The 20,210-nt window shown below is 36.3% G+C and carries 21 protein-coding genes and 5 pseudogenes; 12 read left to right on the plus strand and 14 right to left on the minus strand.

What is annotated here, in order from left to right; all coding sequences use genetic code 11:
• Positions 1-345: 345 nt before the first annotated feature.
• A complete protein-coding gene (locus NSQ44_RS16300; RefSeq protein WP_144598294.1) occupies positions 346-747 on the minus strand; it encodes a hypothetical protein in 402 nt (133 codons plus the stop codon).
• A 234-nt stretch (positions 748-981) separates the two neighbouring features.
• A complete protein-coding gene (locus NSQ44_RS16305) occupies positions 982-1,455 on the minus strand; it encodes a hypothetical protein (protein WP_094244402.1) in 474 nt (157 codons plus the stop codon).
• 95 nt (positions 1,456-1,550) lie between these two features.
• On the opposite strand from NSQ44_RS16305, the pseudogene NSQ44_RS16310 reads away from it, so the two are divergent.
• Positions 1,551-1,855 (plus strand): annotated as a pseudogene (locus NSQ44_RS16310) (transposase); the annotation flags it as partial.
• Between the two features lie 53 nt (positions 1,856-1,908).
• Here the strand turns inward: NSQ44_RS16310 and NSQ44_RS16315 are convergent.
• Entirely contained in the window at positions 1,909-2,223 is a 315-nt protein-coding gene (locus tag NSQ44_RS16315; RefSeq protein WP_339211674.1) for a hypothetical protein, read from the minus strand.
• A 595-nt stretch (positions 2,224-2,818) separates the two neighbouring features.
• Here NSQ44_RS16315 and NSQ44_RS16320 point away from each other — a divergent pair.
• The 3 genes from NSQ44_RS16320 to NSQ44_RS16330 all read left to right on the plus strand — a co-directional run bounded on the left by NSQ44_RS16320 (position 2,819) and on the right by NSQ44_RS16330 (position 4,908).
• Positions 2,819-3,229: a hypothetical protein gene (locus NSQ44_RS16320; protein ID WP_340857674.1), complete on the plus strand. Its 411-nt coding sequence runs from the start codon at positions 2,819-2,821 to the stop codon at positions 3,227-3,229.
• On the plus strand, positions 3,219-4,031 hold the full coding sequence (locus NSQ44_RS16325; protein ID WP_340857676.1) for an ImmA/IrrE family metallo-endopeptidase: 813 nt from the start codon (positions 3,219-3,221) through the stop codon (positions 4,029-4,031). The genes NSQ44_RS16320 and NSQ44_RS16325 overlap by 11 nt, the downstream gene beginning before the upstream one ends.
• Before the next feature lie 121 nt (positions 4,032-4,152).
• A complete protein-coding gene (locus tag NSQ44_RS16330; protein WP_340857678.1) occupies positions 4,153-4,908 on the plus strand; it encodes a hypothetical protein in 756 nt (251 codons plus the stop codon).
• A 384-nt stretch (positions 4,909-5,292) separates the two neighbouring features.
• On the opposite strand, the gene NSQ44_RS16335 is transcribed toward NSQ44_RS16330, so the two are convergent.
• The gene (locus NSQ44_RS16335) at positions 5,293-5,532 is read right to left on the minus strand and encodes a 3'-5' exonuclease (RefSeq protein WP_340857680.1); all 240 of its coding nucleotides are present in this window, start codon (positions 5,530-5,532) and stop codon (positions 5,293-5,295) included.
• A gap of 406 nt (positions 5,533-5,938) precedes the next feature.
• On the opposite strand from NSQ44_RS16335, the gene NSQ44_RS16340 reads away from it, so the two are divergent.
• Positions 5,939-6,373, plus strand: coding sequence for an NUDIX hydrolase (locus tag NSQ44_RS16340; protein WP_340857681.1), 435 nt, complete (start codon positions 5,939-5,941; stop codon positions 6,371-6,373).
• Between the two features lie 40 nt (positions 6,374-6,413).
• Here NSQ44_RS16340 and NSQ44_RS16345 read toward each other — a convergent pair whose 3' ends face one another.
• From NSQ44_RS16345 to NSQ44_RS16355, 3 genes are read right to left on the minus strand one after another with little or no spacing between them, the layout of a single operon-like run.
• Positions 6,414-6,863 carry an NUDIX domain-containing protein gene (locus NSQ44_RS16345; RefSeq protein WP_340857682.1) on the minus strand — a complete coding sequence of 150 codons (450 nt, stop codon included), beginning with the start codon at positions 6,861-6,863 and terminating at the stop codon, positions 6,414-6,416.
• Positions 6,864-6,878: 15 nt separating this feature from the next.
• Complete coding sequence (locus tag NSQ44_RS16350) at positions 6,879-8,033, minus strand: radical SAM protein (RefSeq protein WP_340857683.1); 1,155 nt, start codon at positions 8,031-8,033, stop codon at positions 6,879-6,881.
• 12 nt (positions 8,034-8,045) lie between these two features.
• Positions 8,046-8,396, minus strand: a complete 351-nt coding sequence (locus tag NSQ44_RS16355) for a lmo0954 family membrane protein (protein ID WP_340857684.1) — start codon at positions 8,394-8,396, stop codon at positions 8,046-8,048.
• Between the two features lie 340 nt (positions 8,397-8,736).
• Here NSQ44_RS16355 and NSQ44_RS16360 point away from each other — a divergent pair.
• The 4 genes and pseudogenes from NSQ44_RS16360 (at position 8,737) to NSQ44_RS16375 (ending at position 12,441) form a co-directional block, all read left to right on the plus strand.
• Positions 8,737-9,800 (plus strand): annotated as a pseudogene (locus NSQ44_RS16360) (IS4 family transposase).
• 272 nt (positions 9,801-10,072) lie between these two features.
• Positions 10,073-10,336 (plus strand): hypothetical protein, encoded by a 264-nt coding sequence (locus NSQ44_RS16365; RefSeq protein WP_340857685.1) that lies wholly within the window; start codon positions 10,073-10,075, stop codon positions 10,334-10,336.
• A 222-nt stretch (positions 10,337-10,558) separates the two neighbouring features.
• Entirely contained in the window at positions 10,559-11,920 is a 1,362-nt protein-coding gene (locus NSQ44_RS16370; RefSeq protein ID WP_328101957.1) for an IS4 family transposase, read from the plus strand.
• A gap of 107 nt (positions 11,921-12,027) precedes the next feature.
• Positions 12,028-12,441, plus strand: a complete 414-nt coding sequence (locus tag NSQ44_RS16375) for a DUF4304 domain-containing protein (RefSeq protein WP_339197112.1) — start codon at positions 12,028-12,030, stop codon at positions 12,439-12,441.
• Between the two features lie 45 nt (positions 12,442-12,486).
• Here the strand turns inward: NSQ44_RS16375 and NSQ44_RS16380 are convergent.
• From NSQ44_RS16380 to NSQ44_RS16400, 5 genes and pseudogenes are all read right to left on the minus strand, one after another.
• Positions 12,487-13,038, minus strand: a pseudogene (locus tag NSQ44_RS16380) (DDE-type integrase/transposase/recombinase); the annotation flags it as partial.
• 40 nt (positions 13,039-13,078) lie between these two features.
• Positions 13,079-14,244 (minus strand): IS3 family transposase gene (locus NSQ44_RS16385; protein ID WP_339197115.1). Its coding sequence is split into 2 segments (ribosomal slippage): positions 13,079-13,968 and positions 13,968-14,244, totalling 1,167 coding nucleotides; the frame shifts between segments, so codons are not numbered across the junction.
• 151 nt (positions 14,245-14,395) lie between these two features.
• Positions 14,396-14,779 carry a DUF3147 family protein gene (locus tag NSQ44_RS16390; protein WP_066250805.1) on the minus strand — a complete coding sequence of 128 codons (384 nt, stop codon included), beginning with the start codon at positions 14,777-14,779 and terminating at the stop codon, positions 14,396-14,398.
• Positions 14,780-14,794: 15 nt separating this feature from the next.
• Positions 14,795-15,142 carry a DUF3147 family protein gene (locus NSQ44_RS16395; protein WP_066250803.1) on the minus strand — a complete coding sequence of 116 codons (348 nt, stop codon included), beginning with the start codon at positions 15,140-15,142 and terminating at the stop codon, positions 14,795-14,797.
• A 462-nt stretch (positions 15,143-15,604) separates the two neighbouring features.
• Positions 15,605-15,964: pseudogene (locus NSQ44_RS16400) on the minus strand (phosphomannomutase/phosphoglucomutase); the annotation flags it as partial.
• On the opposite strand from NSQ44_RS16400, the pseudogene NSQ44_RS16405 reads away from it, so the two are divergent.
• The 3 genes and pseudogenes from NSQ44_RS16405 to NSQ44_RS16410 form a co-directional block, all read left to right on the plus strand.
• A pseudogene (locus NSQ44_RS16405) lies at positions 15,959-16,201 on the plus strand (IS3 family transposase); the annotation flags it as partial. The pseudogenes NSQ44_RS16400 and NSQ44_RS16405 sit on opposite strands and share 6 nt — an antisense overlap.
• Before the next feature lie 195 nt (positions 16,202-16,396).
• Positions 16,397-16,492 carry a hypothetical protein gene (locus tag NSQ44_RS19100; RefSeq protein ID WP_445206689.1) on the plus strand — a complete coding sequence of 32 codons (96 nt, stop codon included), beginning with the start codon at positions 16,397-16,399 and terminating at the stop codon, positions 16,490-16,492.
• A 520-nt stretch (positions 16,493-17,012) separates the two neighbouring features.
• The gene (locus NSQ44_RS16410; protein ID WP_340857688.1) at positions 17,013-18,263 is read left to right on the plus strand and encodes an IS4 family transposase; all 1,251 of its coding nucleotides are present in this window, start codon (positions 17,013-17,015) and stop codon (positions 18,261-18,263) included.
• 151 nt (positions 18,264-18,414) lie between these two features.
• Here NSQ44_RS16410 and NSQ44_RS16415 read toward each other — a convergent pair whose 3' ends face one another.
• Complete coding sequence (locus tag NSQ44_RS16415) at positions 18,415-19,110, minus strand: DUF6994 family protein (protein ID WP_340857690.1); 696 nt, start codon at positions 19,108-19,110, stop codon at positions 18,415-18,417.
• A gap of 19 nt (positions 19,111-19,129) precedes the next feature.
• Entirely contained in the window at positions 19,130-20,197 is a 1,068-nt protein-coding gene (locus NSQ44_RS16420; protein ID WP_340857693.1) for a hypothetical protein, read from the minus strand.
• Positions 20,198-20,210: the final 13 nt, after the last annotated feature.

A 20,210-nucleotide genomic window follows, 5' to 3' on the forward strand; every position in this document is an offset into this window, starting at 1 on the left:
TTTCCTTCCATCCATCTGCTTCATTTACTCTGTATCACCTTCGGCAGAAAGGGCTTTGTTTTGTCTTGCAAACTCACCCAGTGATACCTAGCCTCATATGAAGTTCGTGTTCCGAGAGACCTTAAAGTTTGCCGCTCGCTTCCTTCAGATTCCGCGTCACCACGGACACCCTTGCGTTAAGCTAACTGCTACTTCTGCCTTCGCAGCTCGGGACTTTCACCCTATAGATTACACCCATGCCGGGCGCACAAGCAAGTGGAGAGAAACGCATTGTTTTTCTCCACTTGCTTCATTTTAGGGACTTATCGGACACCCAGCTCGAAAATTGAATAGAAACTGGTGAGATTAAACAGATACGCTGAATGTACTTCCCGATGAGATGGCAGCACCATCGATAGTATTGCCTTTCCCATAATATGCCTCGCGCCATGCTTCAACGTATATTGCGCTAAACTCACTAGTTCGTGCCATTTCTGCTTTTGTCATCACCATTGTCCAACCATTATTTTGTGAATAATGGGCAATGACATTATTACCTGCATCTTTGAACTCCACAAAGGATATTCGGCCTTTGCCGGCAAAACTTTGGGATGCTTTTGCGATAATACCTTTTCTATCTGGAGACACAACGGAAATATAGCTTTTCATAAGATTTCTGTAGCCCGCAGATTCACCGCCACAGATACCTTTGGCGGCATCTTTTTTTGCCTGTTCAATAATAGCCTCTCTGAATTCTTCTTCACTCATGGCAGGGGCTGTTTTCGTGCAGAAATCGAACCTGGTAAAGTCAGGGGACGGAAAGCCATTCATCCGCAGCCTATTGTCAATTTTTGTTCCAAGCAATATATTGATTAAGTTGACATCTAATGGTTTTATACGACTTATTTTCCATTCACTCCTTTGCATAGGATTTCGCCAGATACTTTGCTGGAAAATATCTGGAGATAACCACTACTTACCTATCCGGGTTTAAGATGTTGTTTAGTAGTTGTAGTACACCGTCAGCTTTATATTTTTATATGTTTTATAACCGGGAGACAAACTGCTGACGTTGGTTCCCGTATAGTAAAGTTGATATGTGCCATTCGCAAGCGTGCCAATCAATCCTGCAGAAATTTCTGTTTTGTTACCAGATCCCCATGGTGCCGATGTCCATCCGGAAATGTTACTAGTTGTTATATACAATCTGTTTGACAGGATTGCGCCAGAATACGACATCGTGTTACAATCAGCAACGACCTTTGTAATGACCGCATCTGCCGGTAATCCGGAGACATTAATTGTAGCAATAGACGAGGAACCACTCTCACCCGGGTCAAGATACAGACTCATTGAACCGATTGTTCCAGAGGATGAGGTGAATGTTTTCGATGACGAAGCGGCGAATGCGGTTGTTGTCATGAAAAATACTACGACCATCACAAGCAATAAACTGATTAACCTCTTTGCTTTCATATGAGCACCCCCTTTCAAATGTTATTTTTGAGGATTCACCAGCCCATATGTCCAGATATTACCATTCTTTTACACAAAATTTCATATTTTGTCACTTACACGTACCGCGCCATCGAAATGACAAATTTAGTACCGATCTCTTTGAACGCTATCAGTGTAGCAAACAAGCATTATTGCTTGCAATGATGGAAATAGTGGTAAACGGTGTTTCAACTCGGAAAGTACAAAAAATTACAGAACAATATGTGGCAAGAAATTCTCGAAATCCACTGTTTCAGCCCTTTGCAAAAAACTAGACCCTATAGTTCATGAATTTAGAATGCCCCCCTACAAACTCATTAATTTAGGTGCCAAAGTGCGAGAGAATAATAGAGTCCATTCGAGGGGTCTTCTAATCGGTGGGAATGGCTTTTCGCATTTCCTTCTCCACTCTGGACATGGCCTCGGTAAAGCTTACGCCGATCCCTCGCCCATGTTTTGGCCGATACCAGCAAATACCTTCGAGGGCGAATTGATACTAAGCAGGCTTTTGGCGCCGTCCACGATGCCGGAGAAGAAGCCGGATACCTTTTCGTCGAGCCACGAAGCGAGAGACTTGATGCCTTCCCACAGACCGGTTACGATGTTCTTACCGATTTCAAATACAGCGCCCACGGCCTTTCCCAAACTACTGACAATGGCCGCGATAATCTGCGACAGCGAGGCTACGAGCTGCGGAATCGCTTTAATTAATCCTGCCGCGAGCTGAACTGTAAGCTCGATGCCCATTGCGATAATCTCAGGCAGGTTATTGGTAATAAAGTCCACTATGTCGGTAATGATCTGGGGCAGGGCTTCTACAGCTTGGGAAGCGCGTTAGAGCAAAACCTCGAGGTGTTCTTGTTCTTTAAAGACTAACGTCACAATTTCTTCATCGGATCGTCGACCAGTCGAAATGAAAGCAGAAATCAATAGGTTTTAGAACTACTGCATCCACTTGACATGGATCCTCTACGGGTATGCCTCTAAGCCGGGAATTCAGATAATCTGTACAACTAGCCGGCATGCCCTCCACTCATGTAAAGTTTCTAGAACAGATCACTTATGATTATTGTGCAGCATCATTTAGCGGTCTATCTGCTTGACCTTAATTTCGTTGTCCAGTTAGACGATTCATACTATTAGCGATTGACGTTCATAATACATTTCAGAATGGAGAAGCTTTAGCTGAAGTACGGACTTTTTATGGTTTCCATCTTCATCTTATAAAAGTATTCAAAACACGTACTATTTTATCTAACATAATGTACTTTTTTACGCGTATTGCGTATAATAATATATAGAAGTATATAAAATGAATACCAAAAGACTTGGAGGTGTGATGATGAGCGAGACCAAAAAAATCATTGGAGAAAATATAAGGAAATATTTAGATGCGAAAGGTGTAAAACATAGCTGGGTTATAGATCGATTAGGAATAAGTAAAGGTGCTTTTTATAGATTTCTTAAAGGTGAAGGAAATGTTGATCAATTTGAGGAGAAAATGTTAAAGCTGTTTAGAATTAAAGATCCGTTTTATTTTCATCGTAAAGAAATGGATTTGCCTAAAGGTGTCAATGAAAAAATTGAAGAACAAAATTTTATGGATTTTGCTGCACTTTCTTTAAATGGAGAAGTGAATGAAGCATTTAAAGAAGGTATGAAAGTTTTTAGAGAATTTGTAGAATTAATTGATGTTCTCAAACCTTTGTCTCATTCACCAGTTATGTTTGGGGGAGAACATCGTGATCAATAAAGAGAATATAGAACAAGTAGTCAATTTTAACCGAGATTATTTGCCTGAAGTGAAATCAAAAATTGAGATGTTAAAGTCTTCCGGTGATCCTCTTATTGCCCCTAAGCCTTTAGAATTCATTAAAACTTATTTATATGAAAATGCACGCGTATTAGAATTTCCCATTAAAAATTCAGATTATGGCGGTTTAGTTTTTTATTACAATAAGGATTTTTATATACAAATCAACACAGCACAGCCTAAAATTTATGAGAACTTTATGTGGGCGCATGAGTTCTACCACTTTTATTTTGATAAAGATAGGGTTAAGAAAAAAGAAGAAAATTTTGTTATGGTAGATAGTATTTTTGATGAAAAGGAGAGATTACCTAATCTTTTTGCAGGTGAAATTCTAATTAATGATCATATTTTAAATCGGAAATATGCATCTTTAAAAAAGGATAACAGTCTTAGTTTAGCCGATATTGCAGTTCATTTAATTCCTGTTTTTGAAGTTCCTTATAAGGCAATCGTAATAAAACTGGTTCAAAATCAATTCATTACCATTGATGAAGCTAAAGAAATTATTGATTATGATTATAAAAATAACCTGCCTGATGAAATAGACCGTACATTATTTGCAGCCAGCAATAAAATTAAAATTGACGATTATAAAAACTTGATATCAAAAGCGGAAAATAACCTAAATGAAGAAGATTATCAATCCATCATCAATAAATATAAAAAATTATATCAATTAGTGCTAGATTGGCGAAAAGAGTCAGCGGGCGAAAGTGAAAATGAAGGCTATCGAAAATCCTAAGATCCGTCCCATAAAACCTTTTATCCAAATTCATTCGGAAAGCCTAAAAAAGTCTCTATACGCTAATCAAGCACTGTATATTATGGATAATATGATGCTGTCAAAGCTAAGGAAGGACGCTGTGTGTAATCCTTTTATTATACAAAAGGGATTTCAACTATCTAAAGTCATTCTCATTCCAGACATCATTCTTGAAGAAGCCTCCAAAAACTTACCAGATGAAAAGGCATTTGAAAAATACTATTATGAATTATTTCGAATTCTATCTACAGAGCATGAAATATACGTAGCAGATTTACAAATCATATTTGAATTATTAAGGGATATGATTGGCACAAAAGAAGCTGCATTCAATATATTGAAAAACATATCTTTAGAAGCTGTAAGAACAAATCAAACAATACGTGATTCCATTAAAGAAATCGATTCTCATTCTGAAGCTGCTTTAGAAACATTAATTGGTTGTATTATTGCCAATGGAAAAAATGCCGGCGAACGTTTTATCACTATTTTTTCCCTTGCATTATTGAGCTTGTATTTCGGTCCTGTTTATATCGTCAGTGAAGATGAAAAGGGAATTTATGGACCTTTTAGGACATTTTTAAACAATGAAAGGTTAATGGAATTAATTAATATCGATCATACTTTTGACTTTATTCAACTTTATCAATTCATGTCCTATGAATCCTTAATTCTTTCTCTTTTTCATCAAGCTGATTTAAGTAAAGAAGAATTGTTCGATTTGATTCAAAAAAGCAATCGTGATCAATCAAGAAATATTCTATATAGTTTGAACGGAATCTCTTTTCACACACCCATTTCCAACCAAAAATTGGTTGAATGGATTAGCCAACAAATAATCAAAATACAATTTTAAAAGTTCCTGTCCTTTCATGAGGCAATTCCTGAATTTTCTTCATTGACTAAAATCGAAATAAAAGCAGATGGAGCTCCGAAAATCTTTACGGATTTCCGGCTCCCTCTGCTTAATTTTCCCTCAAAACCATCTTCGCCACACACTCTACATGGCTTGACTGGTAATCGCAGACAATAATTGATGTAGTAGTGTTTACCTTAGAAACTTTAATATAGTTTATAACTGTTCAAATTAAACACTTACTTTTGCATTAGTTTGTTTTATGTTGATTCTTGGTAACCTTAATAAACAACTAATATTTGTTACAGGTTGAAAATCTTCTCTTACAAGACTTCGCTGACTTGCAGTAAAAAACACTTCTTTTTTTGCTCTTGTTACTGCAACTTAAAACACACTAAGTTCTTCTAAAAATTCTACTTCATTATATTCATTTAAACTAAATATACAATGACCCCCGAATATACAATTATTACGATTGCACAAACCGTCGTAATTTGGAAATTGATTTTTTTCCATGGCAGGCAAAATAACATAATCCCATTCTAATACTTTTGCTCCATGAACTGTAGTAACAATAACATTATCATCTAAATTATCAAGGTTTTGTCTTAATGACTTGTTCATAAATGTATCATACATAATAATTCTGTATTTAATCGGTATTTAGAAAATCCTTATACTCATCTACAATTTTATCTAGGAAAGAATGTAAAAGTTTAAACAATGAATTATCACTGTATAGTTTTATTACATTTTAAATAATTTCAATATTTCTCCTTGATAGATTTCTATTCTCCTCTATAAATATTATTCATGGTGTAAATCCTCTAACAACTGCAATGATCTATTAAAAAAGATCGAATTTTAGCGACTAACAGGTAAGATTTGCTCCTTTCTATATTGAATAACTTTTGGATTAAAATTGGAGGTGGGTTAAAGTGGTGAGTATTTTGATTCTTTCAAGTAATGATTATCTTTCGTTGTTTCTAAAAATATTCAATGTTATACTATTTTTTAGAGGTGATTAATATTGATTAAGGAAAGATTTAAAGTAGTTGCTGCTGTACATATTTTTTTAATTAAAGACAATCATATTCTTTTACTCAGAAGATATAATACAGGTTATGAAGATGGGAAATATAGTGTGGTTGCTGGACACTTAGATGGTGATGAGGATCTTATAACAGCTGCACAAAGAGAGGCTTTGGAAGAAGCGGGTATTGAAATTCCTTATGAAGATTTAGATATTGTTGGCGTAATGCATCGTAAATCACAAGAAGAAAGAATTGACTTCTTTTTGACAGCATTTAATTGGCATGGGGAAATTGTCAATAAGGAACCAGACAAATGCGATGAACTTAAATGGTATTCTCTAAATGAATTACCAGATAATGTCATTCCTTATGTTCGAAGAGCGATAAATAATTTTAAAGAAGGTAAAGCGTTTGATATATATGGGTTTTAAATACGGCAAACAGCATTTATTAGCTGTTTGCCGTATGTATTTATAGATTTTTAAGTTTTCTTACGAAGTCAACTTGTTCGAAAACTAATCTTGGTAAGCATATCTTTTCTACTGTGTTAATATCAACCCACTTATAATCATCATGTTCTTCTGATAAAGAAATAGATATATCATAATCTACTTCTAAATAGTAAACCTTCCATTCTTTAACTGGAAAATTCGTTTCTTGAGGAAACCCTTTTATGCCAGTCTCTTCTTCAAGTTCCCTGCAAGCACATTCATAAACATCCTCTTGCGGTAATCTCGCTCCGGCAGGGGGTCCCCAAGCCCACCTATTACCTGAACTTTTTTTTCTATGTACTCTATGTAGTACAAGATATTCTGTTAAACTTTCATCTCTCCTAAAAGTTACTATGGTTATACCATAAGGTTTTTCTTTTGTAATTGGTAAACCATCCCAAGTTTCTGTAATATTTAGTTTGTAGCTCAACTACCATTACCTCCATTATGCATAACACTGTAGATATGCTTCTGTATCTAAAGAATTTCTACCAGTATTCTTTAAAAAAGGTACAAAATTGTACTTTTTATATACAATTGACATATGATGTCCTATTTTTTCAATATATTCTTGTGAAGGTCTTGGGTGATTTGCGAGTTGCGATTTAGGATCAGAGTGAAAAATATTTATCGCTGGGACAACACCTAACTCACCTAATTCATACATACCTTCTATTAACGATTCTGCAGGTTCTAAACCAGCTACAAACCCTGCATAAACATTACCTCTACCTAAATAATCAACAGCACTTTTATATGCTTCCATGAATCTATCTCGTCCATAATCAGAAGCTTTACCGGGACAAATTTCCTCAAATAATTTAGGGTCATATATTTCTAGGTCCATAGCAATATTTGCACCTGTTTTAGCAAGTCTCTCAAACAACTTAAAATCCTTTGGAGGCATAGAAATTAAATGTTTTTGGATAAGCGGACTAATTTCTAATTCACTAATTGCTTCTAAAATATCAATATGTTTATTAAAGCCTAAATCGTAATTGCTAATCGTTCCTCCGTTTAATAAAATGTGTTCTATTCGGTCTCCATCTTCTTCTAATACTATTTTAATAGCTTCTTTAGCATCTTCTGGTTTTATGTACATTTCATGATCAGCTTGTTCATCTCTAGTAGGCTGTAAAGAACAAAACTTACACTCTGCTTTTTTTGACCATAAATAGCATGTACCAGGACTAAACATAGCAGCAGTAGCATTTCCATAAAGCGTTACATAACGAGATACATTTGTTCCATTAGACATTTTACTATTATAAAAGGTTGGACGACGTGGGAATTTAATAGGAATTGAAACATCGGAGTTTGTAATAAAAAAGTTATTATTATTAAAAGTTAATTTCCATTTCGAATCGGAGCGATAATTGACAGCAACAACAATATTTTCCGGCAAAATAATTTCTTGTGGTACTTTTGTCTCTTTTGAGAAGATAATTTCATCACTATTTCCGTATGCTCTTCTTTTTTCAAGTAAATTATCCCTCTGAGAATAAGCTTGTAAGAATTCATCATCATAATTAATACCTTGGGCTAACAGCTCGATTTTCAAATAGCCATAATCTCTTAAAGAAAGTTGAGTCTTTAACATTTTTCTTCCTCCTTAATAATGTTTATTTATTTCCATCCATTCTTTTTCAAAATTTTTAAATGGATCGTCATCTTTTGACGTAAAGTCGGAATCATCTTTTTTCCATGATTTATATAGGACATATAAAATGTATAAAGCAGCGATACCAATTAAAGCAGGTAAGTTGGAAATCGATGAGATGAAAGCAATCACTCCGACGATTCCCCAAAATATTTTTGCTCCTTGGCTTTCAGCTTTGATAAATCCTTTATAGGCGAAATACGTTATTGCAATAGTAATAGCTAATGCAATCAGCGGTGCGAGATTAGCCAGAAAGACAATCGCTGCTATTAATATCCCTAATATTACTAATGCTTTTTTCATCAGTAACTCCTCCCTTTCTTACTTCTAATATTAACGATTCAAAAATCTCTTCATAACGACCTGCAGCAATATTTTGAAATAAGACTTGGGGCTTAGTCGAAATAAGACGATAGATAACAACCAATTTCTTCGGACAAATTGGAGTCCCTATTGTTTAGTGAAATAGTTATTTCTCATAAATGTTTTTATATATTTCATATCACTAGCATTGCAGTAATTAAATCTGATGATTCAAAATACTAAGAATGTTCAATTTTTTATTGATTTCGAAACAAAAAAATCCTTTACAATGGAAGTACAGGTGGTTCCTGTCCAAATCCAATCGTAAAGGATAACTATTATGGACAAGAATACACTAATTTCATCATTTGGTAAATGGGTTTCACCCATAAATATTCAAAAACTTAGCGAACAAGTCAAAGAATTGAAACAGGACTATTACACAAAAAAGCTGACAACAGAAGCCTATATTAAACTTTTATTGGTAGCCCAGCTGCTCGAATTTAAGAGCTTAGAGGAAATGAGTGATGCACTTGTAGACGAAGATCTTCAAAAAGCACTCGGATTTGAATCGATAAGTGCCTCTCAGCTATCCCGAAAAAACAATCAGATCCACCCACTAATTCTTGCAAATTTGTTCTTGGATCTTGTTTGGAAAATTCAACGGCACCATTATCAAAACGGAAAGAATATGCCACTGAAAATCATTGATTCAAGTACACTCCCGTTGAATTTGACCCATTATAAATGGGCAAAATTCCGGAAAACAAAAGCTGGTGTAAAGCTACACTTACGGCTCGTTTTCATGGATAAAGACACCGTCTATCCTGAAAAAGCAGTGATTACGACAGCAAAAGAACATGACCGAAATCAACTCGAAGTCCTAGTGGATGATCAAGAAGCCATGTATGTGTTTGACCGCGGTTATGTGGACTATGAACGTTTTGATCGGATGACAGATGATGGCTATTTCTTCGTTTCAAGACTGAAGAAAAACGCAGTCATTCGTGAAGTCTATACATTTTCACTTCCTGATGATTGTCACGTTCTATCCGATAAAATGGTCTACATTGGTACCACACAAAATCGTACTGAAAATGTCTATCGTCTACTAGAAGTTATGGACACAAAAGGGAACTTACTTCGTTTCATCACCAACCGATTTGATTTAAAACCAGAAGAGATAAGTGATATTTACCGATCTCGCTGGGCTATTGAACTCTTTTTCAAGCTATTCAAAATCAAATTTTCTTAGCCCTTATCACGTATTGCTTACATGTTCTCATTCAATTGGAGATGAAAAGTAAGAAATCCCTACTTCGAATTACTCGTTGGTTAAAGAGAGCTCTGTGGAAACCAGCTTATGTTTGGTTGCGAAAATTTGATGGGCGAGCCAGTCCATAATCTCCCTTTTGTCGTTGTCGCTCTGATTTAACTGTATATATTTACCAAATGGGCAGTGCCACCTTTCTTTAGGTTTTGTCTTTTTGGCACAAATTCACAAAAAATAATTAACAGAAAATTCTAACTATATTTATGCAATGCTAATGATTTCATATTTCTTCATAAATTTCTAAAGCTCTTGAATCTAACTAATGATTTATCAACATTTGTCCAAGCAATTGGGTGATTCCATACATAAAGTAATATAGATTTTTTAGAGTGAGGTGAAGGTTTTGGCATATCATCCGAATTATCATCGTTGTATGAGAGGAATTGGGCGTCCATGTTCCATTCGAACAAATGATGGGCGAGTATATCGCGGAATTATTACAAGGGTAACTCCAACTCATGTTTATATTCGAGGTTTCCAAACTCCTGCTTTTAGAGGTGGATTTGGATATGGTTACTATCCAGGCTGGGGATTTGTTGCAGGATTTGTCACCGGAATAGCACTCTCAGCGATTGTTGCCTTATCTTTTTTCCCATTCTGGTGGTAATAAGAGGTTTTCAAACTAAAGATAGGTTTATCTCATGAGTAGTATTAAATATTTAATAAACTCAGCTTTCGCAGTCCAAAATCTTGTTTAAATGCTTGATGTAAATGGTTTTGGGAAGTACAAAATTATCATTTGACATTTTTTAAAACATAAAGAAAGACACCTATTCTTTTGGTAAAATATTGGTGATGAAACCAAATCCAAAAGAAAGGTGTCACCACTATGATAACGAATAAAGACTACTTTGCGCAATTACCAAAAGAAATTAAACAAGGATTTTCCGAATTAAATATTGGATATCATTTAAGAAAAGCGAATATTACGAAACTTTCCGGGTATTCTTGTCTTACTGTTTTCAAACTGATTTTTCTTTTAGTCTTCCAATATAAGAACTGGTTTCGTGCTTTTATGAGTAAACGATCTCAGGATCTGCCTGGAAAGGATACAGTCTATCGCTTTTTAAATACACCAACCTATCATTGGAGAAAGTTTCTACTTTCATTAAGCAGTGAAATGATCCGTCTGCTTCAACCATTAACTTCAAAAGATCGTGTCACAGCTTTTGTGATTGATGATTCTGTCTTTTCAAGAAACCGTAGTAAGTCGGTTGAACTGTTGGCTAAGGTTTTTGATCACTCTACCCATCAGTACTTGAAAGGGTTTCAAATGCTTACCCTTGGCTGGACCGATAGTTTTACTTTTATTCCCGTTGATTTTGCTCTTCTAAGTTCACCGAAAAAGGAAAATCGCCTGCAAGAAATCAATACCAATATTGATAAACGAACATCTGGCTATAAGCGTCGCCAGGAAGCTCTGAAATCAAAACCGGACGTGGCTTCAGCTTTACTTGATCATGCGCTTGAAAAAGGGATTATAGCTGACTATGTTCTCATGGATTCCTGGTTTACACAAGCGCCTTTAATTGAGAAGATTACGAACAAAGGGTTATTTGTCATTGGCATGGTGAAGCAATTAAAGCAGCGATACGTTTACAATGGTGAACGTTTCACACTGAATCAACTTTACAAATTGGCAAAACCTCACATGGGTAAAAAAGACATTCTCGGATCCGTTTATGCTACTTTAGACAATGGAATTCCAGTAAAAATTCTATTTGTACGAAACCGTAATAAACGGAGCGAATGGCTTGCCATTCTCAGCACAGATACAACATTAGAAAATGAAGAGATCATTCGTATTTACGGCATGCGTTGGGACATTGAAGTCTTCTTCAAATGCAATAAATCCCTTTTAAATTTAGAGAAAGAATTCCAGGGACGTTCCTACGACATGTTAATTAGCCATACAACCATTGTTTTTACACGATATATTCTCATTGCTTGGCAAATGCGAAAAGAGGAGGATCCTAAGACGATTGGCAACCTTTTTTACATCCTTTGCGAAGATGTAAAAGACATAGATTTTATTACTGCCCTTCAATCACTTATTGACCTTTTCCAAACTTTGGCGGAAGCCGAGGTTTCTTTGAACATGGACATCTTTAAAAATCAAATGAATAAATGGTTGGCCACTATACCTAATTATATCAAGCAATGCTTAAATATTTCTGTGTGCGAAAGTTGAGTTAATAAAAAAGGGATTCCTAAAAACAACTTTTACCAACTACTAAGGAATCCCTCTATTAAAAAGACATTTGAATAATATAATGAAAATGGAGGGAAATCATTAACATGACTACAAACGCCCGTCAAAATATGACTAATTCAATAAAAAATATTGTTGTTCCATATTTACGAGAACATGGCTTTAAAGGGTCGTTTCCTCACTTTAGAAGGCAAAATGAAGATAATATTGACCTCATTACTTTTCAATTTAATCGTCATGGTGGATCTTTTGTAGTAGAATTAGCTGTTTGTCCAGCAGATGGAGTTACAACCAGTTGGGGAGAAAAAATACCTCCTAATAAAGTAACGGCACATGATGTAAATGACCGATATAGGCTTAGTGAAAATTTAAATGACCCAGATGCCCAATGGTTTGACTATGAAACTGCAAAGAATCAAGAAGATTACGATATAGTCGCAACAAAAGTCAAAAACTTACTACATGTCTCAGATCCTAATTGGATAAAAAGTCTATTTTAGATTCCCCTATTACTGTAAATTAGCACACTATTTTAGAACCACTTTCAGCTCTTGAAGCGACGTAGCCGGTTTCATCTCCAACAACGGGGAAAACCGAGTTTGCACCGTCTAAAAAATCACTCGATTTTCCCCTTTGCTCTGTGGATCATATGGCTTCGTATGAATGAGCGTGATCCCTAATTCTGCGCAAGCATATTGTAGTGTCTCCGATCGATAAATTTTGCCGTTGTCCGAATAAATTCGTTTCGGCTTCCCGTACCGAAGCAGCGCTTCTTTGGTCACGATCCGCAACCCGTCAAATTTTTCGGAAGAGAAAAACTGGGCGTACGGTACGACCCACGAGCAGTCATCGATGTAGGCAATCAAAAATGTTTTTTGCGCTTTTCCGTTCTCTCGTATCATTGGACCATGGGACAAATCCCCTTGCCATAACTCATTGACTCGATCGTACGCAAACCGTTTTCGTTCAGGAATCGGTAAAATTTCTTTCCCCACGAGGTTGTATTTTTTGCACAATCGATATATAGTAAACTAAGATACAAGTTGTTTTTCGATTTCCCCATGCTCAATAAGGTGTTGGTAAAACACCGTCACGGGGCATGGACTGACCCACCTATTTGAGACACAGAAAAAACACTTATGCTGCCTGTTTCCTGAACTCAATAGGAGACAGGTAGTTTAATTTGGCCTGAATTCGAATTTGATTATAATAATAGATGTCATTCTGAACCATTTGTTTTACAATAGAGTTAGTGAGATTTTGTTTTTCTTGTGAATAGAATGTTTCAGCCTTTAATGAAGAATGAAACGATTCTATTACGGCATGATCATGGCAGTTTCCTTTACGGGACATGCTCGTGGTAATGCCTTTTTCTTTGGCTAAATGTTGAAAAGCATAAGACGTATAGACCGCCCCTTGATCGCTATGGAATAACACTTGTTTTGGTTGTCGCTCGTTTACGGCCATTTCTAGTGTCTTTAACACTAGCTGAACATCCTGTCGGTCGCTGATTTGATAGGCAATAATCTCATGATTGTATAAATCCATAATGGTTGACAAGTAAAGCATCGAAGTACCAAACGGCAAATAAGTGATATCCGTTACCCACTTTTCATTTGGTTGAGAAGCCGTAAAATCACGGTTTAAACGATTCGGTACGATGATTTTACTTTCTCCATTGATCCAATTTTGACGTTTTTTCTTCACACGGCATTGAAGATTCCGTTTTTGCATGATTTTTTGTACGGTTTTGCGATTCAACTTGATTCCATATTTAAGCCGTAGGACTTCTCTTACCTTGCGATGACCATAACGATAATGATTCTTTACACAAATTTCTTGAATCAAGCGTTCTAACTCTGATTCCATCATGAACTCTTCCCATTTCTTTTCCCATCGATAATATGTCGATCTTGGAATTCCTAAACAAGAACAGATAAGGGTAACAGGATATCTGTCTTTTAACTCTCTTACAACTTGGACCACTACTTCTGGCACCATCTTCTCTCGAGTTCCTTGTACTTTTTTAGGATTTCCAATTGTGCTTCTAGCTGACGGTTTTGCATTTTGAGCTGCTCCATTTCATTTAATTCCTGTGCCCCTTTCCCCCATACATATTGCTTCCCTACAGGCTGAGAAAACCGATGAGTTTCACCATGTTTATACCATCTCATCCATGTCTTGATCTGCGTCTTATTTTTAATCCCTAACGTCTCCATAATTTCTCGGTTGGTATACCTTGCTCGTTTCATCTCGATAGCTTTCCACTTGATCTCCTCTGGATAATGAACTCTTGTCCCCATAAGACAAACACCTCCACAAATCGAAGTAAGTTACATTCGATTCAGGAGGTATTTTTTCCTTGTCCCATTTTACTGGGTCACTTCAGTATCGTGCCAGGTTTCTATATTCGCTACTCATGGTTCCATTGGCTTTTTGCTCTGCGCCTCTTTATCAATGTTGCGACTTGATGCTTGATACTCTGCTTTCCTTTTTATGATCTCGCATGTATACAAGGAATAACGAACTTGCAAACCATGTAATTAAACCAAAAATAAAACTTCCCCACCAATTGTGTGTAAATTGCAGGGAAAATAGCACAGCTAATACACAAATAAAACAACCGACCATTCCATAAACTGATCCTTGCGCTGTTTTTGCTGCTTCTTTAGATCCGTTCTTCGTGCCAACCATCATCACGGCAACGACCATAACGGCTGGGAATGCCGCGAAAATCCCCCCGATAACTTTCCATGGCAACAGTTTTGCCGCTTCATAACTTAGTACAACTGCAGAGCCACCAAATAAAAAACGGAAAAATAAATCACGTCCGTCCATAAAAATCACCTTAACTTAGAAATATCTTGAAATAAAAGCATAAGCAATGGAAACAAGAAACCATCCAGCTAGCGATTGTGCAAGCCCGCGTTTCCAACCTTGCTTAGTGCAAAGATAAACGACCGCTATTGCACACATAATATTCATGAACATCCCGACAACTGCCCCTTGGGATAGAACAATCGACTTTTCCACTAGCTCACCGCCTTTTACATCTAAGCGAAGTGTCAATAATGCCGCGAAAAATACAGCAGGAAAGGCCGCAAAAATTCCTCCGACTTTTGATCCTAATTTTCTTGAGATAATGGTAGAAGCGACGACCGCGCCTCCGCCTAATAAAAATCGAATAACAATTCCACTCATCGATAATATCTCCAAGATAGATTCATCCTTTCTTTGGCGACCAATCTAGCGGAATAAATATTATTTTTGTATATTTATTTGTGAATATTTTCACGTATATATTGTAAACGATGATAGTACAAACATTTGTGAACTTTTATTTAATTTTTTGATTGTAACGCTTACACTTCCAAAGTTGTGGCAAATATTTGAATAAAACTTAATGGTTTCAAAGTCTTTCTTACTTTCAACCACGACACTTGTTGTTTTCATCCTTGTAGTAATATAATTTACAGTAAATCCATTTAGCCATCTTATGAACAACGTAATGCAAGCATTCAAAAGTATGGCAACTGATGATGACAACATTTTTGTTTTCTCTTCTAAATTATAACTGTCAAGAAAGAAAAACGGCGCTGATCCGAATAGCATGGGTTGTTCGGATCAGCGCCGATACGAATCGTAATCCAATTGTGCCCCGCCTCACCATGGGATAGTCAAGTTAAGCGGTGGCTCGCCGAGTGCGTCAGCCAACTTCTGTTTGATGTCGGCTAATGCCTCCGGTGACACGGCTTCAGCGCGCAGAACAAGGATTAGCTGCGTGTTCGACGGACGTACCAGCCCCCAGCCGTCTTTGAACTGAATGCGGGCACCGTCCACGTCCACGACCTCGTGACTGCTCGCAAACCGCTGTTTGACCGCAGCGATGGCTTCCGCCTTCTGCTCCTCCGGGCAAGGCACGCGCTTCTCCGGAGTGGCGTGATACCGCGGGACATCTGCAAATAGCTGCGACAGCTTGCGGTCATCGTTGGAGAGTATGCACAATAGCCGTCCCGCCTCAAAACAGAATTTGTTAAGGGTAGATATTTCGAAACTTTAGACCAATTGAAACTGGAATTAGATGATTATGTTCATTGGTTTAATCATGTTAGAATACATGGAACACCAGAAGGTTCCCTTTACCCGGAAGATATGGATTTCTCCATAACGGACTCTGCTGACCTTGAAAGACTTAATAAAGAAAACTGGAAGATCATTAAAGGGGACTATCCCTTCAAGCAGATTTCTACAATGCCCTGAAAAAGTTCATCGGTGGAGATATTTCAAAGGAAGATTACCACGACTTTGTTTCTATGGTACAAGATAAGTTACAACATCTAGAGATGGAAAAGTCAACGATAAAAAAGCAATGGTTGACAGTCAGTCACCTCTGACTTATCAACCATCAGAAAGCAAGTAGATGAATTTCTATCCTTCAAAACCCTTACTACTGAAATGGTTTTACGGTTTATTGAACGGATAGAAGTAGATAATAACCAAAATGTTAAAATTTACTACAAGTTTGCGCCGATTGAGTGTGTAAAAGTTTAAACACGCTCAATCATTTTTTAACACTAGCCGTGAAACACACTCCACATGCAACGAGCCGGTTGGTTTGATGTCTTTTACATTGTGGGTAGTCGGAAACACGTCAAAAACATTTTTTGTACTATCGGTAAGCGGGAACATATCCACTAATTTTACATAAAAAATAAAATGCATTTTACTTCAATAACAATAATGAATTTCTCAACTTAATTAAATCCATGCTTGCGGATGCGAATATGCTATATGCTATCTTATCTTTTGGAATAGATGCATGTTCTACGTCATTTGAACACAAGTATTCGTTTTTCCCCCGATTACAAAAAGAACAGAGATTTATAATTTTAATCTCTTTCTCTTCTGTATATACAAAACAATCCATTTTCAGTAGCATTGCATTAAGTTAATTTTAATTTGTCAAGCCCAATTTTATTTATGTTAAATTTCATCTTTTTGGATATAAAAAAACTCCTTATAATTAGGATTGGCAGTCCTATCCAAATCCTAAGAATAAGGAGAAACTATTATGGATAAGAATACCACAGAATCCACAATAAATGAACTATTGAAAGAGATCGATCCAATAACTTTTTCAAAACTAATTAATGTGATTGACGTTGACAAATATATTAAAAAATTAACGGTGTATAAGTTTTTACAACTTTGTATCATCGCTCAGATAAATGAATTGGAAAGCTTAACAAAATTGGCCAAACATTTGAAAGACAAGGAAGAGTTGCAGACATATCTGGAATTTGATGCAATTAGTACTTCGCAACTTTCTCGCAAATTAGGCCAATTATCCCCTCAACTGTTTGAAAAAGTATTTAAATATCTGGTCTTAAAGATCCAAGGGCAAATGAAAAATGCCCCGATCATCCGAAACATTGGTCGTCTTCTGGTCATTGATTCTACCACGATGAGCATGAGTTTGAGCCAATATCCATGGGCAACTTTTCGTAAGACAAAGGCTGGTGTTCGACTCCATTTAAAGGTTGTTGTAACGAAGGATATCACTGTTCCGGATCAAGGGATTATCTTACCCGCGAAACATGCCGATCGCACACAGATGGACGAACTCATTGAAATCGATCCAAATGCGATTTACTTGTTTGATCGAGGGTATGTCGATTACAAACAGTTCGACCGCTTATGCCGAGAAGGGGTGCGATTCATTACCCGGCTTAAAAAGAACGCAGAGATTGAAGTTTTATCGGAACGGATTCCCAATCCAGAACGTTTGATTTATAGGGATCAGATTGTCATTTTAGGAAATGACCGTAATCATACCAAAATGACTCATCCTCTCCGATTGATCGAAACGGTCGACAGCGAAGGGAATCCCGTGATCATCATAACCAATTGCTTTGATCTTTCTGCGGAAGAGATTGCAGATTTATACCGATATCGCTGGAAGATAGAGACCTTCTTTAAATGGATGAAACAGCACCTTAAGATAAAAAGATTTTATGGAAAAAGTCAAAATGCCGTTTACAATCAAATTTGGATCGCCCTAATCACCTATTGCTTACAGGCCATGCTCCAATTAAAAGTGAATCACGATGGTCCTTTATTAGAGATCAAGCGAACTTTACAGAATCTGCTTTTTAAAGGTTTTGACTGTTTTGTTCGCTCCCTTTTTAAAAAGCCAATTCGAACGTCCAACGGTCGGAAAAAATACGATTGGGAAAAAGATTTTGAAACCATCGTGTACCAATTTGAAGAAGGGGAGGTGGAACACCTAGACGATTTAGTTTATGATCCAATGTTTCTGTAATATATTACCAAATTGTGGAGATGGACTGCCGATTAAGACGTCATTGTCCTTTTAAGCTTGCTTAGAAAGATTGTATGTCTGAATATTCAGTTACATGAAATAACTGGAATTTTTATTGAGCTTGACAAACATTAAATTTTTTTATGCAACGCTACTGATCCATTTTAAAAAAACTGATAAAGTTCTTAAAATCAACAAATTGCTCCAACCATATCTTATTTTTGTCGTAAGTAATTTGTAACTTACACTTACGTTCTAAATACCATTCTTTCAAATCAAACAAGGTGAGATCTATTCTATCATAAAAACCCTTCTCCCCACCTCTAGACACGTTAATAGACTTAAAATCTTCGATAAAATCATAACCAATCTTACCATTTTTCTTTGGTGTTCCAATCCATCGTGGCCATACAATATGCCCCCCGATTGTTCTTGTAGTTTGTAAGAATGTTCCTATTTCTCTTGAAGTCATTCCTGCCTCACAAGCCCAATAAATTGATGGTCCGATGTAATCTACTCCTAATCCGATTTGAGCAATTAATGTTTTCTCTGACTTACCTTTTTTAATTATGTTGATTATTAGTTCATAATAACAGTCTTTTCTGCCTTTATTACGTTCTTTGATTTTAATACTTTCAATGTAATTCCCACTGGGCAATTTAAGACCGTTGTAATATAAAGCTAGGTCTTCATATAGTTTTTTACATCTTGAATCAGGGTCAACGTAAGACTTTCCATTTATTTTCCATATCCATTTTTCTTCAGTACCGGGGAATACTGATAACGAATTATCTCTAAATTCCCCACAATTAACCCCATTTAAATAATTATAACTAATATCCAGCATACCTGATTTTTCTCCTACTTTATACATATGGATTTATAAGAAGTTTCTTTGTTCCTTTTTTATTCTCCTCATCAATTATTAAATCACAAGTCAATTTATCTATATCACTAAAATCCATATCTGGTTTAAACCCTTTATCTGGTTCTAACCAACGATTCATCATCAATCTATCAAACGTTGCTTCACAACTTCTCCTAGGACATCTCCCTATTGTTGTTGTGAAAAAGTTGGAATGATATGAGTAATGATGCGTATGAATAAAATCACTCCAAGATTCAATGACCTCATCCTCTTCACGCAAATCAATTATTTCTATTTCTTCTAAATTTCTATCTTCCACAGCACCCCATGCTTTTTTCAACATCTCTATAGCTGCTACGTCACTCTTTGGTGCGCTATATCCAAAAATGGTAACCATATATGCTACCTCTAATGCATTATTCAATGATTGCCATGACTTTGATATAGCTGTATCACTCGAATAATCTTTATTCTTTATTGGAAATAAGAGTTTTGTTGGAGCGAGAGGTTTACCACATCTACACGTCATCCCTTCATTACCCATGACATTATCCTCTATACAATATCCTACAGCAACATTCCCATGTAAAAAAGCCAACTGTGGCAAATTGGTAGTATAAGCCATTACACGAGCATAAGCCTGCACCAGTAGTGGATCCCAATTAAAGGTTGCAATCAAATCCTTTGAAGTTAATCCCATAATCAGATAATCATACACTGTAGGTCTATCAGGCAACTTAAAATCTAACATGTAATCACGGATGGCTTCCTCCAACTTTTGCTTGGCATCCATACAATTGAGTTCTGTTTTACTGCGCTCATCAAGCTCCATATAAATGTCTTCTAAATTATCGGAAGAAGTATGTAGCGTTATTTTTTCTAATATATCTGTCAATCCAATCTTTTTAATAAAGCCATTCATTGCGGATATTTTCCTACCATTCTTGTCACCATTTGGGATAGCTGCACAACTCGCACCTGCGCCCAATAGAACAACGTGTGGTCTGCTCTTCATGTAATATTCATAATCGTACAAATCCTTTGCCGTTGGATAATCGTCCTTCATTCTCCATTTCATC

Origin of the sequence: Aeribacillus sp. FSL M8-0254, from assembly GCF_038008845.1 — a bacterium.
GTDB classification, from domain to species: domain Bacteria; phylum Bacillota; class Bacilli; order Bacillales; family Aeribacillaceae; genus Aeribacillus; species Aeribacillus composti.

Excerpts from the sequence above, each read along its gene's own strand:
- NSQ44_RS16390 (WP_066250805.1), bottom strand. The coding sequence starts at position 14,779 with ATGGACGGACGTGATTTATTTTTCCGTTTTTTATTTGGTGGCTCTGCA.
- NSQ44_RS16350 (WP_340857683.1), bottom strand. The coding sequence starts at position 8,033 with ATGTTAAAGACTCAACTTTCTTTAAGAGATTATGGCTATTTGAAAATC.
- NSQ44_RS19100 (WP_445206689.1), top strand. The coding sequence starts at position 16,397 with ATGGTTTTACGGTTTATTGAACGGATAGAAGTAGATAATAACCAAAAT.
- NSQ44_RS16300 (WP_144598294.1), bottom strand. The coding sequence starts at position 747 with ATGAGTGAAGAAGAATTCAGAGAGGCTATTATTGAACAGGCAAAAAAA.
- NSQ44_RS16420 (WP_340857693.1), bottom strand. The coding sequence starts at position 20,197 with ATGAAGGACGATTATCCAACGGCAAAGGATTTGTACGATTATGAATAT.
- NSQ44_RS16375 (WP_339197112.1), top strand. The coding sequence starts at position 12,028 with ATGACTACAAACGCCCGTCAAAATATGACTAATTCAATAAAAAATATT.
- NSQ44_RS16370 (WP_328101957.1), top strand. The coding sequence starts at position 10,559 with ATGATAACGAATAAAGACTACTTTGCGCAATTACCAAAAGAAATTAAA.
- NSQ44_RS16335 (WP_340857680.1), bottom strand. The coding sequence starts at position 5,532 with ATGAACAAGTCATTAAGACAAAACCTTGATAATTTAGATGATAATGTT.
- NSQ44_RS16320 (WP_340857674.1), top strand. The coding sequence starts at position 2,819 with ATGAGCGAGACCAAAAAAATCATTGGAGAAAATATAAGGAAATATTTA.
- NSQ44_RS16410 (WP_340857688.1), top strand. The coding sequence starts at position 17,013 with ATGGATAAGAATACCACAGAATCCACAATAAATGAACTATTGAAAGAG.
- NSQ44_RS16415 (WP_340857690.1), bottom strand. The coding sequence starts at position 19,110 with ATGCTGGATATTAGTTATAATTATTTAAATGGGGTTAATTGTGGGGAA.
- NSQ44_RS16305 (WP_094244402.1), bottom strand. The coding sequence starts at position 1,455 with ATGAAAGCAAAGAGGTTAATCAGTTTATTGCTTGTGATGGTCGTAGTA.
- NSQ44_RS16355 (WP_340857684.1), bottom strand. The coding sequence starts at position 8,396 with ATGAAAAAAGCATTAGTAATATTAGGGATATTAATAGCAGCGATTGTC.
- NSQ44_RS16395 (WP_066250803.1), bottom strand. The coding sequence starts at position 15,142 with ATGAGTGGAATTGTTATTCGATTTTTATTAGGCGGAGGCGCGGTCGTC.
- NSQ44_RS16315 (WP_339211674.1), bottom strand. The coding sequence starts at position 2,223 with ATGGGCATCGAGCTTACAGTTCAGCTCGCGGCAGGATTAATTAAAGCG.